This window comes from Streptomyces sp. WY228 (assembly GCF_019287315.1).
Classification (GTDB): domain Bacteria; phylum Actinomycetota; class Actinomycetes; order Streptomycetales; family Streptomycetaceae; genus Streptomyces; species Streptomyces caviscabies.
Genome location: NZ_CP079114.1, coordinates 4141095 through 4157288, shown reverse-complemented (window position 1 = coordinate 4157288; position 16194 = coordinate 4141095). Strand labels below are relative to the sequence as shown.

Genomic DNA, 16194 nt, shown 5'->3' with positions numbered 1-16194 from the left:
CGCCGCGGCGTCCGCCGCGGCCCGTGTCCGGCCCCCGTGCCCTGCCGGTACCAGGGCGCTGCGCGGTGCGCGTGCCCTGGCTCCGTCGTCGTTCCGTCGCGCTCCGGAGCCGTTCGCTAGCTCTGGTGCCCCTCGTAGTGCGCGACCGCGTCCGCGGTGCGTCCCGCTCCGTACACCTTGAGGAACTCTGCCAGCTCCGGGTGGGTCGGTGCGAGGGCGTTCGCGGCATCGATGATGTCGCCGGCGGCCGCGACCGACCGCAGCAGGGACTGGATCTCGCGGACCACGCGGCGGACGGTGGGAGCGCCGCCGGTGGAGGTGGTCTGGCCGGTGGAGGTCAGGACGGAGCCGCCCTGCGACTTCTTGACCTCCTCCATGCGTTCGGTGGCCTCGCCCGCGCTGACGCTGCCGTCGGCCACCTGGCTCGCCAGCTCCTGGAGGGCCTGGACGCGCTGGACCACCGCGGGGTTGCCGATCTTGGCCCGCTGGCCGCTCATCAGTTGGGAGAGCATCGGGGCGGAAAGCCCGAGAACAGCGGCCAGCCGGGCCTGATTCAGCCCGAGGTCATCGATCAGCCTTCGGAAGAGCGCCCCCAACGGCTCCCCGTACCAACTGCGTTGAAGTTCTCTGGCTCTTGCCGTCGCCTCTTGTTGCGCTGCGTCCATGGCGTCTCCCCATCGCTGCGGCTTCGCTGCTGCGAACCTTGCGAGCATCTTACGGAGCGTGGTCGTTCCCCGGGAGTCCCTATCCTTTTGCAGGATTACGGGGGTCACCCGGTACTCTGGTCTGCGACGGTAGCCCTGGCGCGGATGTGCTGGACGTTGCCATCGTTCGTCATGGCCCGGGGCCTTAGCTCAGTTGGTAGAGCGCTGCCTTTGCAAGGCAGATGTCAGGAGTTCGAATCTCCTAGGCTCCACAGCAAACAGAACCCTCTGACCTGCAGAAATGCGGTCAGGGGGTTCTTTCAGAACAGGGTGCGGGAGCCCTCCGGTACGCCCATGGACGCGAACAGCGCGTCCGCCCGGCGCCGGCAGTCGGCTGCCTCGGTGGGTTCCCGCGACTGGGCGTGGGCCTTGGCCATGCCGTCCAGGGCGAGGGCCTCCTCGAAGCGGAAGCCGATGCCGGCCGAGAGGTCCCGGGCCTGCCGGTGGTGCCGGAGGGCTTCGGCCGGTTCGCCCAGGGCGCGGTGGACCCGGCCCGCGGCGTTCATCACCGCCGCCTGGCGTACGGCCACATCCGCCTGTTGCACCAGGGCGCGGGCACGGTCGATCAGGGTGAGGGCCGTGTCCGCCCGGTCGAGCAGGGTCATGACATCGGCGGAGCAGGCCAGGACGAACGCCGTGTTGGCGGGGCTGTGCACCTGTTCGCAGAGGTCCTGGGCCGCCGTGAGGAGGTGCGCCGCCTCCGCCGGGTCGCCCAGTGCGGTGCGGGCGAGTGCCAGGTGGGTGAGGCCGAGGGCGGAGTTGTGGGTCTCTCCGGTCGACTCGAAGATCTTGATCGACTCCTCGGCCGCCTCCGCGGCCTCGATGAAGCGGCCGGTGCGCAGGCGGACGGAGCTGAGGATGTTCAGCGACGAGGCGAGGCCCCGGACCAGGCCGAGCCGGGCCTCCATCCGGGCCGCCTCCTCGGTGTGGCGGAGCGCGGCGGGGAAGTCTCCGAGGCTGTTGTAGTTCTGCCCCAGACCGCCCAGGCACGCCGCCTCCGCGCGTTCGTCGCGGAGCTCGCGCGCGAGGACCCTGGCCTCCTCCAGGCAGGCCACGCTCTCCCGGAAACGGCCCAGCGGCCACAGGTGCATGGCCAGGTTGGTGAGGTTGAGCCGCAGCAGGGCGACGTCCTCCAGCTGCCGTGAGGCGTCGACCGCCCTGCGGTAGGCGGTGCAGGCCAGGCGCGGGTAGTTCCTGATGTCGGAGTGGAAGCCCAGCTCGCGCGGCAGGGTGGCCGCATGGCGCGGCAGCCCGTGCGCGTGGGCGACCTCCACCGCCGCGAGCAGGTCGTCGCGGTGCAGGTCCAGCCAGGCCAGCGCGTCGTCCCTGCTGCCGAAGCCGGGGTGCAGCGAGCGGCCCGGGGGCAGGAAGTCGCCGTACGGGACGCGCTCCGGGAAGAGGGTGGCGTTGGCCCGTTCCGCCGTGTGGACGTAGTGGTCGAGCAGCCGCCGGGTCGCCGCGGCGTCCTCCGGCGCGGTGGACTCGTCGGACAGGCCGCCCGCGAAACTGCGGACGAGGTCGTGCAGGGTGTACCAGCCGGGCCGGTTCTCCTGGAGCAGATGCGCGTCGGTGAGGGCTTCCATCAGCTGCTCGGCGTCCTCGGTGCCGGTGCCCAGCAGCGCCGCCGCGTCCTCGGTCCCGATCACCCGGCCCGGGTGCAGGCTCAGCAGCCGCAGGCCGGTGCGCTGTTCCGGCGGCATGGAGTCGTACGACAGCCGCAGCACCCCGGCCACGCTCCGGCCGCCGGAGCTGAGCTCGGCCAGCCGCCGCGCGTCGTCGTTGAGCCGTTCCACCAGCCGCCGCACCGTCCAGTTGGTGCGGTTGCGGAGCCGTCCCGCGGCGATCCGGATCGCCAGCGGAAGGCGGCCGCACAGCCGGACCAGTTCGATCACGGCGTCCGGCTCGCGGTCGACCCGGCCGGCCCCGACGATCCGTGTGATCAGCTCTATGCCGTCCTGCTCGGGCAGCACGTCGAGGGAGAGCCACTCGACGGCGTCCAGGTCGACCAGACGGGGGCGGCTGGTGATCAGGGTGAGGCAGTGCGGCGAGGACGGTATGAGGGAGCGCACCTGTTCGGAGTCGGCGGCGTTGTCGAGGACGACGACGAGCCTGCGCCGCCGGGTGACCGACTGCCAGAGCGCGGCCCGGCCCGCGGCGGTCGCCGGCAGCTCCGTGCCCGATACCCCGGCCATGGCCAGCAGCGCCTCATGGGCGGCCGACGGGGAGAGCGGCTCCTGCCCCGGGGTGAACCCCCGCAGATCGATGAACAGCTGACCGTCCGGATACCACTCGGCGAGCTGCCAGGCCGCGCGCGCCGCCAGGGCGGTCTTGCCGCTGCCGCCCATGCCGTCGATGGCGACGATATGGGCCGACTGCCCCCGGGTGCGCTCCGCGGCGTCCCGTATCCAGTCGAGTTCGGTGGCCCGTCCGGAGAAGTCCTGCAGGCCGTAGGGCAGGGTGTTGGGCTCGTCGGCCTCCACGGCCGCGGGTCCCGCCGTCCCCGCCGATCTCGTATAGCCGGTGTGGGCGGTGTGGCCAGGTGTGCCTGGTGCCCCCTGCCCTCCCGCCGCTCCCGCCGTCTTCGCCGGTTCCTTCGGCGCGGATGCGGGCGGCACGGCCGCCGGGCGGCGGGTCGGGGCCAGGTCGGGGCTCTGCCGCAGGATGCGCTCGTACAGGCCGGACAGCTCGGCGCTGGGGTCGATGCCGAACTCCTCGGCCAGCAGCGTCCGGGCCCGCCCGTACTCCTCCAGCGCCTCCGCCTGCTGACCGGTGCGGTACAGCGCCAGCATCAGCTGGCGGCGCAGGGTCTCGCGCAGGGGGTGGCGCTGGACGAGGGTGCGCAGCGCGCCGATGATCTCGGCGTCCTTGCCGGCGTCCAGCCGCAGCTCGAACAGCTGCTCCGTGGCCCCGAGATGCTGTTCCTCCAGGGCCGCCGAAGCGCCGTTGATCACCGGCCCGCCCTCGCCCGCCAGGACGGGGCCGCGCCAGAGTTCGAGGGCCTGGTGGAGGCGGTCGGCGGTGGTGGCGGACTCGCCGCGCGCCCTCGCCTCCCTGGCCTGTCCCAGCAGGGTCAGATACCGGCCGAGGTCGACCTGTTCCGGGGTGACGCAGGCCCGGTAGCCGGGCCCGTCGGTGACGATGGTCTCGGGGCCGTACGGGATGTTCTGCCGCAGCTCCGCTATGGCCTTGCGCACCTGGTGGGCGGCGCTGCTGGGGGGCGCGTCGTCCCAGCCGGCGTCCACCAGCCGGTGCACCGGGATGACGCGGTTGGCCTCCAGCAGCAGCATCGTCAGCGTGCGTTCGCGCAGCCGCCCGCCCAGCCGTAGCGGTTGCTCGCCCTGCCACCCCTTCAGGGCGCCGAGGATCTGGAACGTCGGTTTCGTGAGCGTCCCCGTGCGTGCTCTCTCGCCCATGGTGATGTGCTGCCCCCCGCAGATACGTACCATCCAACGTGAGGATCGATCCGCACCGGAGTTGTGTCAACCACGCCTCGCCGGAGCGAGATTGGGGCGTACGGGGGGCGCACGAGGGGGCGCACTCAAGGGCCGGCCGGCTCAGCCGTTGCCCTTGTTGTCCTCCAGCTTGCCGTCGTCACCGGCCGCCGGGGCCGCCTGGGCCGAGGACGCCGACGGGGTGTCCGTCGCCGTCGCGCCGAACGGGGCGGCGCCGCCCCAGAGGAGCACCGCTGCCGCGGCGAGTGCTACGAGCCCTGCGAATCCGGTGGTACCGCGCATGTTCTGTTCCCCCTGTGGGTGTCGGTCGTGCTTCGCAGGAGGAAGACTGCCGGGCGCCGTTCCCGTTCCGTTCCCGTCTGGGCACCCGGCGTCACATGACGACCGGCCGGCGCCCCGGCCATCAGGTCGACGGCCGCCCCGCATCGCGGACGCCGGGCCCCCTGCCAGGGCGTACGTCCGTGCGGAGCAGCGTCCGGACGTGGCCCACCCGCCGGGCGGTCTCCCGCTGCGAGCCGCCGGTGACCACCACATAGCCGTGTCCGGTGTCGGCCGTGGCGCCGTCCTCGGCCGCCGGCGGCACCACCGCACCGGTCCCGAACGGGAAGCGCACCGCGTGCACGTACGGCAGGACGCTGATGCTGTCGAGCCCCGCGACGGACCACAGCCGGCCCGCCGGCACCCGGAAGAAGCCGATCTCCGCACAGCGGTACGGGGGCGGCAGCCGGGTGGGCTCGTCGTGCCACGGACTCCCGTTCCCGTCCCGGGACAGCACGACGCCCCGGGAGAGTTCGATCAGGAACGGGATCCTGGCACCGCCGTGTCCGGTCCCGGCCCGTACAGGCACGGGCCCGCCGGATGTGTTCACGAACTCGACATGTACCGGCCCCGTGCGATGGCCCGCCCGGCGCAGCAGCGCGTGGGACTGCTCCTCGGCGGCGGCCCGGTCCGGATCGGGCAGCGGCGCCGGGTGGACGTACCCGGCGGGCCGCCGTGCCGTGACGCCCAGGGTGAGGTGCCGGCCTTCCAAGGAGAGCGTGCTCACGCTGAACTCCCCCTCGTGCGCGGGTGCGTCGGCGTGCCCGCGCCGCTGGGACCGTACGGCTTCCATGAGCGGTCCGGAGTTCTGACACGGGATCACGGCTGTCCGCTCCCCGACCCGGCCTCCGGCGCCTCGTGCTTCGTCGGCTCCGGCTCCCCGGTCTCCCCCTCCGGCAGGGCCCCGACGGCCTCGTCCGACCAGCGCAGGATGGCGGGGGTCAGCAGGATCGTGGCGGCGAGGTGGACGGCGCCCCCGGCGATCCAAGGGGCGGCCAGGCCGAACTCGGCGGCGACGAACCCGCCGACGAAGGCACCCAGCGGCAGCGCCCCGAAGCAGACCATGCGGGAACCGGCGCTGACCCTGCCGCGCAGGTCGTCCGGGGTGAGGCGCTGGCTGACCGACGCCGCCATCACGTTCCACACCGCGAGACCGGCGGACCAGACGCAGAACAGCAGCACGACCACCCAGGGCTGACGGCCGATCAGCCCGATCGCCATCAGGCTCAGCGAGCTGCCGAGCGAGACGGTGACGGCCACCTTCCGCGCGCCGAGCCACCGGACGATCCGCTCGCTGACGAGTGCGCCCGCCACCCCGCCGGTCGCCATGGCGGCCAGCAGCAGTCCGTATCCCATGTCCCCGACGCCCAGGACCTGCTGGGCGAAGAGCACCTGGATCGACAGGGCCATCAGCGCACCGAAGTTGGAGACGGCGGCCATCGCCACGATCACGCCGAGCACCCGGTGGCGCATCACATAGCGCAGCCCCTCCGTCGCCTCGGCCAGCAGCTTCGGCCGCTCCCGGCCCTTCTCCAGGTCCGGGCGCTCCGGCTGGAACCGGCCGTTCGCGCCGTTGATCCGCATCAGGAGCAGCAGCGAGGCCAGATAGGTGATCGCGTTGAACCACAGCGGCAGCGGCAGGGCGAAGGCGAACAGCGCGGTGCCCAGCGGGGGTCCGGCGAACTGCTTGCCGATCGTCTCCGCGGTCACGATCCGCCCGTTGGCGGTCTCCAGCCGGCTGCGCGGCACCAGGTTCGGGATCATCGCCCGGCTGGCGCCGGTGAACAGGATGTCGCCGGTGCACAGCAGGAACGCCAGCAGATAGACCATCCACAGCTGGACGAACCCGAAGGACGCGAGGATCGCGAAGCAGAACAGCAGCCCGCCCTGGGCGGCCTGGGTGCGGAGCATCAGCCGCCGGCGGTCGAAGCGGTCGACCAGCACCCCGCAGGGCAGGGCCAGCAGCAGCCAGGGCAGCTCATGGGCGACGCTCACCCAGGAGATCAGCCGGGGGTCCTCGGTGATCTTGCTGGCGAGCAGTGGCAGCGTCGCGATGATGACGCCTTCGCCCAGCGTCTGGACCGAGTAGGCCGACACCTGGAAGCCGTAGTCGCGGCCCAGCCGGTGGCGCTGCTTCTTCGTGGGGGGCGAGGGGTCGAGGACGTCGGATGTCATCGGGTGGCACCTCCCGCGACGGTCGCGGCCGGCGCGCCCGTCGCGTCGTCGGGGCAGAGGAACAGGCCGGCGACGCGCCGCTGGTCCAGAGGGATGTCGGAGGGGGCGCCCACGGGGATGAGCCGGCCGCCGCCGCCCGCGTAGCCGGAGGGCAGGTAGAACATGCCCCAACAGGCCTCCCAGTCCGCGGTGCGCCCGGTGGCGGGGTCGTACAGCCGCTCGGCGCGGGGCACGACGCGTCGCTGCACCACGGCTCCTCCGGCCGCCGCCGCGCGCAGCGCCCGCCACCACGCGTCGTCGTCGGTCTCCCAGCCCCGGACGATGCCCTGGCCGCCGAAGCCGGTGTCGGGCTTGAGGATGAGGCGCTCCCGCTCGTCGCGCAGCTGCTCGGCCAGCTCCCGGTCCCCGTCCAGGGCCGCCGCGTCGGGCAGGGCGCGGGTCCAGGGCAGCCGGCGGTCCACGACGCGCCGCTCCTCGTCGCTGAGGTGGCCGCGCAGCCGGGGGTCGGAGAGATGGGCGAGGAAGCGTTTGTTGTCGCCGGCCTGCGGGGTGATCCACAGGGCCACCCGGCCGTCCTCGTGGGCGGCGAGGAGGCGTTCGGTCTTCTCCGTGTTCTCGGCGTCCGCGGTGACCTGGTCCAGCGAGAACACCCGGAAGACCACGTCCACCGGTACGTCCCCGAGCAGCACCCGGCCGTCGCGGAAGGTCACCTCGGTGATCTCGCCGAGGTGGCAGTCGAGCCCCCGCAGCCGCAGCGCCTCGGTCAGCGGGCGCCACGCGTCGCCGTACTCCGCGAGCCCGCCCGGACCTTCGAGGACGGCCACCACCGGGTCATGGCCGGACGTGACCGGTGCGGCCACCTCCCGCAGCGCGTCGGCCAGCATGCCCACGGTGTCCGTGTGCCGCAGGCCGTGGGTGCCGGCGAACTCCCGGAAGTGCGGGAACTCCTGCAACGCCTCCGGGATCTCGCTCACCCAGTGGGCGCCGCCCGCGTCGCTGGAGGCGTTCACCTCCAGGACCTTCAGCGACTCGCCGTCGTGGTAGGCGTCGATGCGCCCGAAGGGCGGCGCGGGCCGGGTCCGGGGGCGGCACATCAGCCGGGCCTGGACCTCGGGAATGCCGAGCTCCGTGGCGAGGCGTCGGGGGTCGCCGTCGAAGAGCCGCAGATGCGCGGTGGTGAGCAGGCCGACCAGGACCATCAGGTCCTCGCCGAGCGCGCGTATCTCGCCGGCCCCCAGCAGCAGGGGCCGGGAGAGGCGCGGGACGCCGAAGGTGTGCAGCCGCTCGAACCGGCCGCCGTTCAGGTCGATCCGGGCCAGTTCGCTGCCGGGGCGGGCGAGTTCCCGGTTCAGGAGCTCCGAGGTGCGGGCCGGTGTCTGGGTGGTCGCGATGGTCGTCATCATCCTTGCGGCGTCCGTCGGGGGCGGGAGGAGGAGGGGCTGGACTGTGCCACGCGTCGGTCGATGACCGGGCGGATCTTGGCGCTGACCGGGTTCCGGGGGAGCTCTCCCTCGGCCAGGCACTCGACGACCAGCTCGAAGGCGGACAGGCTGTCGTCGTACAGCTGCTCGTCGCTCAGGGCCGGAAGCGTGCTGGTCAGATGGGCGCGCACGCGGGCCTCGTCCAGGGGCTCCGGGGACTCGGTGCGCAGGATCAGCGTCTCCCGGTGCTCCCGGGTGTCCAGTTCGAGCTGCAGCTGCGAGACCTTGAAGGTCTCCAGGGCCGCCAGGACCTCGTGGTGGTGGACCGTGCAGGACTTGAACCGGAGCAGACCGTCGGAGCGGCCCAGGTACTCCAGCGTGCGGCCCGACACACCGCAGGCGCAGTCCCGTTCGACGATCCGTCCGACGTCCCCGATCCGGTAGCGGATCAGCGGGCCCTCGAACTTCTGCAGGCTGGTGACCAGCAGTTCGCCGCTCTCGCCGTCGGGCAGCGGCCGGCCCTCGTCGTCGACGACCTCGATGAGGTTGTAGTCGTCGTTGAGGTGGTGCAGCGTGCCGCCCAGCTCACCGCACTGGTAGCCGAGCTGGGCGCCGTCGTTGGCCGCGAGGATGCTGGTGATCCTCCGGGTGCCGAGCTCCGTGCGGAGCCAGCTCTTGTCGGACTCGGTCATCGCCGTGCCGCCGTAGATGACCGTCTCGATGCGCAGCCCCGGGTGCTGCTTCTTGGCGTCGCGCAGCAGCGGCAGGATCAGCGCGGGCTGGCCCAGCAGCACGTTGGCGTCGAAGTGGTCGACCAGCTTCAGCAGCAGGTCGACGGTGATCTGCTGGCCGGTGGAGTACGCCTCCACCGGCAGCCGGGTCAGCTCGCTGGCGCTGGTCAGCAGCCCGCCGTACATGCTGCCGCCGATCAGGGTGTTGACGACCCGGTCGCCGTTGCGCACGCCCAGCTCCCGCAGGACGGGCAGCGCCTCGCGGACCATGTTCTCCCAGTCGGTGCGGGAGAAGACGACATAGCGGGGCTCGCCGCTGGTGGCGCCGCTGCGCAGCACCTCGCCGCTGGGGCGGGCGCCGCTGGACAGGTCGGCGGAGCGCGGCAGGGAGTGCGCTTCGAGCAGGTCCTTGGTGAGCATCGGCAGCCGGTCCAGCTCCGCGGTGCCGCGCACCCGGGGCAGGTCCCGGTAGTACGGGGCGCGGCGGGCCGTGCCGAGGAGATAGCGCAGCTTGGCGTCGAGCCGCCCGGTGCGCTCGGGGTCGGCGTTGCGGACGGCGGCCAGCGTGGTGCCGGGCAGATACACCCGGCGCAGCAGGCCCCGCGTCCAGTCGTCGCGGGCGTCCAGGGCGGTGACGGGCGCCGGGAGGCCGTCGCCGGATGCCGGGACCGCGATGCCGATGGCCGGTTCGCCCGGGGTACGGGACGGGGCGTACAGCTGCTCGTCCCACCAGGCCGGAAGCGGCCGGCCGCCGGGCACGGGCACCAGGTCGGGCACGGTGACCGGCAGGGCGTCGGCCGGGGCGTCCGGGCCGGTGACCCGGCCTTCGGGCAGCGGCAGACCGGTGCCGCGCAGGGTCTCCAGCACCTCCTGCCACAGGGCGGGGCGGCTGCTGCGGATCACCACGGTGTTGCCGGTGGCCCAGGCGTACAGCAGTCCGCGCAGGGTGTTGCCGGGCCGGTGGTCGTCGAGGGCGACCGCCCCGGCGGGCCGGAGCTCGTACACGTCGTTGGTGTCGGCGAGGGGCTGCCAGGGGTACTGGCTGAGCCCGCCGAGCAGCTCGTCGAGCGCCTCGGCGAGCGGTGCGCCGTCCAGCAGCGGGACGAGACCGTCGAGCTTCTCGCGCCGCAGCAGCGCGGTCAGCGGGGCCGCCGCCTCTTCGACGGCGAGCAGCAGATCGGTGGGGTAGTGCCTCACAGGGTCGCCTCCGCCCGGGCCGGTTCCTGGTGCGTGGTGTGGTGCAGGGTGACGCGCCGGGCGCAGGTGCGCAGGAAGGCGCCGAGTTTCTCCGGGTCGGTGTGCGAGGCCTCGATGAACACCGGAACCTCCCATTCCTGGTAGGTGACGTGGTCGGGGAGCGGCTGTTCGGGGTCGAGCAGATGGATCCGGTCCACGCACGGATCGGCGCGCAGCTCGTCGGGGATGTCGACACGGACCGTGCTGCCGGCCGGCAGCTGGTGTCCGGGCAGCGCCACCCAGCCGTGGTGGAGCCCGGACGCGGCGTCCGGCGCGGGCCGGGGAAGCCCCAGGCGCAGGGCGATCTCGTGGCTGGGCAGATGCACCCCGGTGTGGCGGTGGTGCATGGTGACGATGCCGCCGCCGCCGACCCGGTTGGCGATCTCCAGGAAGACCGTCTCGCCGTCGGCCGTGGTGAAGAACTCCAGGTGGACGCAGCCCTCGGTGATGCCGAGCGCCTCGACGACCCGGGAGGTGAACTGCCAGTGCTCCTCGGTGCGGTGGATCTGGTGCGAGCCGAGCGGGCTGCCGTCGAGGTACTCGGCGGGCTTGTTGACGTACCGGCTGACCACCAGATCGGTCAGGACGCCGTCCGCGACGAGCCCGTCGGCGTGGTGGAGTTCGCCCTCGACGTACTCCTCGATCTGGTAGTCGTGCGGCTCGGGCAGCCTGCGGTACGCGCCGAGGGCCTCCCGCGCGCTGTCGAAGATCATCACGTTCTCGCTGGACGCGCCCTGCCGGGGCTTGACCACGGTCCGGCCCTGCCACGGCAGCGGGCCGCAGGACGGCGGCGCGTCCACGAAGCGCGGCAGCCGGATGCCGGAACCGCGCAGGGCCTCCTTCATCAGGACCTTGTCCCGCACCAGCCGGATCCGCTCCTCGGAGGGGCCGGGAAGCCCCAGGTGGAGCCGGACCCGGGTGGCTTCGAGGATCCCGAACTCGGACAGGGCCAGCACCTTGTCGAAGCCGTCGGCCGGGGAGGTGCGCGCGGTGATCCCGGCGACCAGGTCCTCGTCGTCGCCCAGCACGACGCGCTCGCACCGCAGGGTGTCGGGGAGGTTCTCCATCGCCGTGGCGCGTCCGATGTAGGTGACCTGGTGCACGGCGTGGTCGATGCCCCGGTCGTAGGAGATCTTCTGGTACGGAACCTGATGGATGACAAGAATCTTCAAGGGCGTAGTCATGGGCGCACGGCTCTCATCCTTGGTATTCGAGGGCGGTGATCCCCCAGCTGAAACCCATGCCGCTGGTGGCCAGCAGGATCAGTTCGCCGGAGCTCAGAAGTCCGTCGTCGCTGAGGTCGCGCAGGGCGATGAAGGGGTCGGCCCCGCCCATGTGGCCGAACCGGTGGTAGTTGAAGACGCTGCGCGATGCCGGGATGCCCAGCTCGTTCAGCAGCCGTTCGTGCATGCTCCGGTCGCCCTGGTTGATCAGCAGCCGGCCGACGTCGTCGATGTCCCGGCCCAGTTCCTTCAGGGTCTGCCGGACGAGCTCGGTGAAGGTGCGGACATAGGCGTCCGCCAGGCCGGAGCGGTGCGGGCCGCGCCGGATGACGACCCGGTCGTTCCGGCTCTCGCCGTGGTAGTAGTCGGACCAGCTGGGGTCCGTGCGCATCGCGGAGTGCAGGACCCGGAAGGAGGTGGCGGCGTCGCCGTCGGCCGCCAGCAGGATCGCGGCGGCCGCGTCACCGAAGTTGAACAGGCCCTTGGAGGCCGGATCCGCGTAGTCCACCATCGTGCTGAGCCGGTCGCCGACCAGCACGAGCGCGTACTCCCCGGGCCCGAGCGCCGGGTTCTGGGCGGCCAGCCACAGGGCCGCCGCCCCCGCGTTGCAGAAGTTCGCCACCTCGAAGCAGTGCGCCTCGCCGATGCCCAGCCGGTCGGCGACCTTGGCGGCCGGCGACCAGAACGGCCGGTCCCAGGCCCCGGACCCGGCGTAGAGGACCTGCCGGACGCGGTGCGGCGGGGCCGCCGTACGGTCCAGCACCGTACGGGCGGCCCGCACCGCCAGCTCCCAGGCCGGCTCGCCGTCGCCCAGCACCGGGAAGCTCTCGGTGTGGGTGATCCGGGCGATGTCCGCGACGGGGACACCCGAGGCGCGGTGCATCGCGTGGATGTCGGCCGTCGCGGACGGGAAGCTCACCGCGAAGTCGACTATGCCTCCCACGGCTCGGCCGCATCGATGCTCACCCGGTGCACGGTGCGGACGGCGTCCGGCGCCACCGCGGTGGCCGCGTGGTAGGTCGTCTCCGTCTTCCAGACCACCAGGTCGTCGGTGGTCCAGCGGTGGGTGTAGACCCGCTCGGGGTCCTGGATGAGGCTGTCCAGCAGCGCGAAGAACTCCGCGTTCTCGTTGGCGTCGAACCCGACGACGGAGTCCATGTACTCCGGGGCGCCGTAGAGGTACTGGCGTCCGCTGGCCGGGTCGCGCTTCACCAGCGGGTGCTCGACCTTCGGGTACTCCTGGTCGACGAGCGCCCGGAACTCGGCGATGGACAGGCCGACATGCTCGCTGCTGATGCGCTGCCGCTTGTTCACGGTGTGCAGCGCGGTGCGGTCGGCGATCCGCTGCTTCCACTCCTCGGGCAGCCGGTCGTACACGTCGCAGGCGCTGGCGTACAGCGTGTGGCCGCTGGTGCTGGGCACCTGCACCCCGTGCAGCATCGTGTACGGGGCCGGGTTCTGCTGGTACGTGGAGTCCTGGTGCCAGAAGTTGCCCACGCGGGCCACGCCGATCGGCTTCTTCGCGCGGGTGGCGTTGGAGGAGATCATGATCTCCGGGAACTCGGGGTGGCGGTACTTCGCCATCAGGAAGGGCTTCGGCGTGCCCAGCCGGCCCGCGAGCTCGACCTGCTGCTCGGGGGTGATGCGCAGGCCCCGCACCACCACCAGCTCACGCTGGTGGACGATGTCGACGAGGGTCTGCCACACCTCGTCGCGCTTCAGGTCGTCGTAGGTGACGCCGAGCATCACCGAGCCGATGAACGGCGTGAGCTGCTCGACCTGTACAGGGGTGGTCGTAGACATGGTGAAGGTGTTCCTCTCCTCGGACAGCGGTTTCACGTGGTGGTGAGGCAGGTGTGCATCGCCTCGGCGAAGCCCTCGATCTGCTCGGGGGTCCTGAAGGGCTGGACCGTGACCCGGAAGCGTTCGCTTCCCTTGGGCACGGAGGGGTAGTTGACGGGCTGGACGTAGATGTCGAACTCGTCGATAAGACGTCGCGAGACCTGTTTCACCCGGTCGCCGCCCGGCACGATGATGGGCACGAGATGGGTCGGGGCCGCGATGAAGTCGATGTCCCGCCGGGCCAGTTCGGCGCGCATGCGGTCGGCGTTCTCGCGCAGCGTCTTCCGCAGCAGCCGGCCGGTGTCACCGCCGATGATGTCCAGGCTGCGCACGGTGGCGTCCAGGCTGGACCGCGGGATGGTGGTGGTGAAGATGAAGCCGGGGGCGTGCGAGCGTACGTAGTCCAGGGCGTCGTCCGGCCCGGCCACATAGCCTCCGGTGGTGCCCACGGCCTTGCCGAACACCCCCTGCACGAAGGACGCGCGGTGGTCGCCGATCTCCTCGCAGATGCCCGCCCCGGTCGGTCCGTTGACCCCGATGGCGTGGGTCTCGTCCAGGTAGGTGAGGGCGTTGTAGCGCTCGGCGAGGTCGCAGATCTCGCTGATGGGCGCGATGTCCCCGTCCATCGAGTACACCGACTCGAAGACGATCAGCTTGGGCCGTTCCAGGGGGTAGCCGGCGAGCAGCTCCTCCAGGGCGGCCAGGTCGCTGTGGGCGAACACGTGCCGGGTGTTCCTGGTCGCGCGGATGCCCTCGATCAGCGACCGGTGGTTCAGCTCGTCGGAGAGGACCACGGTGTCCGGCAGCGCCTTCAGCAGGACGCTCAGCGTCTCGAAGTTGGCGACGTACCCGCTGTTGAAGACCAGCGCGCGTTCCTTGCCGTGCCACTCGGCCAGCTCCCGCTCCAGCCGGGCGTGCGTCTCGCTGGTCCCGGCGATGTTGCGGGAGCCGCCGTTGCCGACGCCGTGCTGGACGGTGGAGGTGATCTGCGCCTCCATCACCTCGGGGTGCTGGCTCATGCCCAGGTAGTCGTTGGTGCACCAGACCTGGATACGGCGGCCGTCGTGCATGGCGTGCCCGCGGTCGTGGGCGATGTAGGAGCAGGGGGTGAACTCCCGGTAGAGCCCGGTGCTCCTGAGCTTTTCGAGCTCGGCACCGAGCCCGCTGAAAGCGGATGGGGAGCGGGAGACGAGCGATGACGCGGCCATGGTTTCCCTTCGCTGTTCCTCCCGGGTCTGTCCTCCGGGGCGTTGAAAACAGCGTGCAGGGGCCGCTTCCCCGCTCGGTCCCGTCTGCTTCCCCCGCCGGTACCGAGAACGCCCCCGCCCTCCACGGGGCGGGGGCGGGGGCGTTGCGGAGGGGCAAGGGGGCGCGTCGGGCGGGCTTCAGATCAGGTCGCGTACGGTCCGCCATGCCGCGTCCCAGTCGTCGGCGAGATACATGTGTCCGCCGGGCCGGTCGACGGTACGGAACGGCTGCGAGGTGTAGGCGGCCCAGTCCAGCCAGGGTCCGGTGGGCGTCAGGGCGTCGTCCGTGCCGCGGATCGCGGTCAGGGGCACGGGCAGCGGTTCCGGTTCCCGGGCCGGGTCCGGGGCCAGCAGGGCGACGTCGGCGCGCAGGGCCGGGAGCAGCAGGGTGCGCAGCTCGGGGTCGAGCAGCGGGGCCAGGTCCCCGCTGAGGTTCTGGCCGGTGGCCGCGCACAGGTCGGCCACGGCCTGTGCGTCGTCGGTGGCGGAGATCGGCAGCGGGCTGCGGTGGCGCGGGCTGACCGTGCCGCTGACGATCAGATGGCGGGGCCGGGGGCCGCCCCGGGCCACCAGTTCACGGGTGACGCCGTGGGCCAGGGCGGCTCCGAAGCTGTGGCCGAAGACGACGAAGGGCCCGGAGCCGACCGCGGTGCGGACCCGGTCGGCCGTGCCGTGCACGGCCGCCTCGAAGGTGGGGTAGAAGGGCAGGCCGAACTCCTCTTCACGACCCGGGAGTTGGATCGGTACGGCGGTCAGGTCCGGGGTGGAGAGCGCCTTCCAGCGGCGGTAGACGCCCGCGCCCGCTCCCGCGTACGGCAGACAGATCAGCCGGGTGGTCACACGGCCCCCTGCGGCAGGCCGGTGCGGGGCTGTTCCAGGACGCGGGTGCGGTAGCGGATCGTGGTGCGGTACGGCTCGTCGTGGGCGAGGAGTTCGCGGTGCAGCCGGGCGATCCGGTGGTGCGGTACGCCGGGCCACAGGTGGTGGACCGTGTGGAAGCCGTCGCCGTGCGGGTGGAAGAGCAGCCGCTGGCGGAGGCCGATGTTGCTGACCGTGCCGCCGAAGACGGTGTCGGCCTCGCGGTAGACGTGCTCGTTGGCCTCGCCGACGAAGCGCAGGGCGGGCAGTCCGACGAGGTGGGTGGCGAGCCAGCCGAGTCCGGCGGCGAGCGCCCAGCCGGTGCCGCCCATGAGCCGGGCGGGCAGCACGAGGACCAGGGCGCACCACAGGAAGGGCAGCGCCGTGGTGAGGGGCGCGGATCCCATGGACTCCAGCCAGCCGCGCTGGTAGGCGCCGAACCGCCGGATCATGCCGAGGGTGTACGGCAGGACGCCCGAGCGGTCGAGGTTCTCGAGGTCGAGTTCCTCGTAACGGGTGCGGTCGGGGTCCTCGGCGGTGCCGAAGCGTCCGTGGTGCAGCAGATGGCTCGTCCGGTAGTCGGCGATCCGGGCGCCGGTCGGCGCCCCGGCCAGCACGGTGGCCAGGATGTCGCCCGCCGTGCGGTGGCGCCGGCTCCAGTTGAAGTGGGACGCCTCGTGTACCAGGCATTCGAGCGCGCGCAGCTGGCGCGCCGCGAGGAGGACGGCGACGGGGAGGGCGAGGGCGAGCGCCCACCAGCCGGCGTCGCGGACGGCCGGCGAGGTGGCCGCGAGCAGCAGGACCACGACGCTCAGGTGGTCCAGGACGGCGGTGCCGGTGGTGCGCCACAGCCGGGTCGTGTGCGCCTCGGCGATCGTGTCGCGCAGCTGCGACGGGTTGCGGTAGCCCCTCTTGTAGGCGGTCTCGGGCAGGCCGAGACGAGCGCCCGGTGGTGACGAAAGCATGGAAATCCCCCAGGGTGCGGTG

General features: G+C 72.3%; 13 protein-coding genes and 1 tRNA gene. 1 reads left to right on the top strand and 13 read right to left on the bottom strand.

Annotated features, from left to right (window positions below):
- Nucleotides 1-116: 116 nt before the first annotated feature.
- Complete coding sequence (locus KV381_RS18120) at nucleotides 117-665, bottom strand: DNA-binding protein (protein ID WP_030077216.1); 549 nt, start codon at nucleotides 663-665, stop codon at nucleotides 117-119.
- A gap of 178 nt (nucleotides 666-843) precedes the next feature.
- Between KV381_RS18120 and KV381_RS18115 the strand changes: the two genes are divergently transcribed.
- A tRNA-Ala gene (locus KV381_RS18115) sits at nucleotides 844-916 on the top strand.
- A 48-nt stretch (nucleotides 917-964) separates the two neighbouring features.
- Here the strand turns inward: KV381_RS18115 and KV381_RS18110 are convergent.
- The 12 genes from KV381_RS18110 to KV381_RS18055 form a co-directional block, all read right to left on the bottom strand.
- Entirely contained in the window at nucleotides 965-4117 is a 3153-nt protein-coding gene (locus tag KV381_RS18110) for a BTAD domain-containing putative transcriptional regulator (protein ID WP_218785674.1), read from the bottom strand.
- A gap of 141 nt (nucleotides 4118-4258) precedes the next feature.
- Nucleotides 4259-4438: a hypothetical protein gene (locus tag KV381_RS18105; RefSeq protein ID WP_030077212.1), complete on the bottom strand. Its 180-nt coding sequence runs from the start codon at nucleotides 4436-4438 to the stop codon at nucleotides 4259-4261.
- A 121-nt stretch (nucleotides 4439-4559) separates the two neighbouring features.
- Nucleotides 4560-5201, bottom strand: a complete 642-nt coding sequence (locus KV381_RS18100) for a hypothetical protein (RefSeq protein ID WP_158688280.1) — start codon at nucleotides 5199-5201, stop codon at nucleotides 4560-4562.
- Nucleotides 5202-5293: 92 nt separating this feature from the next.
- Nucleotides 5294-6649 (bottom strand): MFS transporter, encoded by a 1356-nt coding sequence (locus KV381_RS18095; protein WP_103538550.1) that lies wholly within the window; start codon nucleotides 6647-6649, stop codon nucleotides 5294-5296.
- Nucleotides 6646-8052 carry a hypothetical protein gene (locus KV381_RS18090; protein ID WP_210764243.1) on the bottom strand — a complete coding sequence of 469 codons (1407 nt, stop codon included), beginning with the start codon at nucleotides 8050-8052 and terminating at the stop codon, nucleotides 6646-6648. The genes KV381_RS18095 and KV381_RS18090 overlap by 4 nt, the downstream gene beginning before the upstream one ends.
- A complete protein-coding gene (locus KV381_RS18085; RefSeq protein ID WP_218785672.1) occupies nucleotides 8049-9998 on the bottom strand; it encodes a phenylacetate--CoA ligase family protein in 1950 nt (649 codons plus the stop codon). The genes KV381_RS18090 and KV381_RS18085 overlap by 4 nt, the downstream gene beginning before the upstream one ends.
- The gene (locus KV381_RS18080; RefSeq protein WP_256995091.1) at nucleotides 9995-11221 is read right to left on the bottom strand and encodes an acetyl-CoA carboxylase biotin carboxylase subunit family protein; all 1227 of its coding nucleotides are present in this window, start codon (nucleotides 11219-11221) and stop codon (nucleotides 9995-9997) included. Before KV381_RS18080 ends, KV381_RS18085 begins: the two co-directional genes overlap by 4 nt.
- Nucleotides 11222-11234: 13 nt before the next feature.
- Nucleotides 11235-12179 (bottom strand): 3-oxoacyl-ACP synthase III family protein, encoded by a 945-nt coding sequence (locus KV381_RS18075; RefSeq protein WP_230543459.1) that lies wholly within the window; start codon nucleotides 12177-12179, stop codon nucleotides 11235-11237.
- 11 nt (nucleotides 12180-12190) lie between these two features.
- Nucleotides 12191-13063, bottom strand: a complete 873-nt coding sequence (locus KV381_RS18070; protein WP_030077198.1) for a TauD/TfdA family dioxygenase — start codon at nucleotides 13061-13063, stop codon at nucleotides 12191-12193.
- A gap of 32 nt (nucleotides 13064-13095) precedes the next feature.
- Nucleotides 13096-14310 (bottom strand): 5-aminolevulinate synthase, encoded by a 1215-nt coding sequence (gene hemA / locus KV381_RS18065; protein ID WP_218785670.1) that lies wholly within the window; start codon nucleotides 14308-14310, stop codon nucleotides 13096-13098.
- Nucleotides 14311-14487: 177 nt separating this feature from the next.
- Nucleotides 14488-15189: a thioesterase II family protein gene (locus KV381_RS18060; RefSeq protein ID WP_158101288.1), complete on the bottom strand. Its 702-nt coding sequence runs from the start codon at nucleotides 15187-15189 to the stop codon at nucleotides 14488-14490.
- On the bottom strand, nucleotides 15186-16172 hold the full coding sequence (locus KV381_RS18055) for a fatty acid desaturase family protein (RefSeq protein WP_086779991.1): 987 nt from the start codon (nucleotides 16170-16172) through the stop codon (nucleotides 15186-15188). Before KV381_RS18055 ends, KV381_RS18060 begins: the two co-directional genes overlap by 4 nt.
- Nucleotides 16173-16194: the final 22 nt, after the last annotated feature.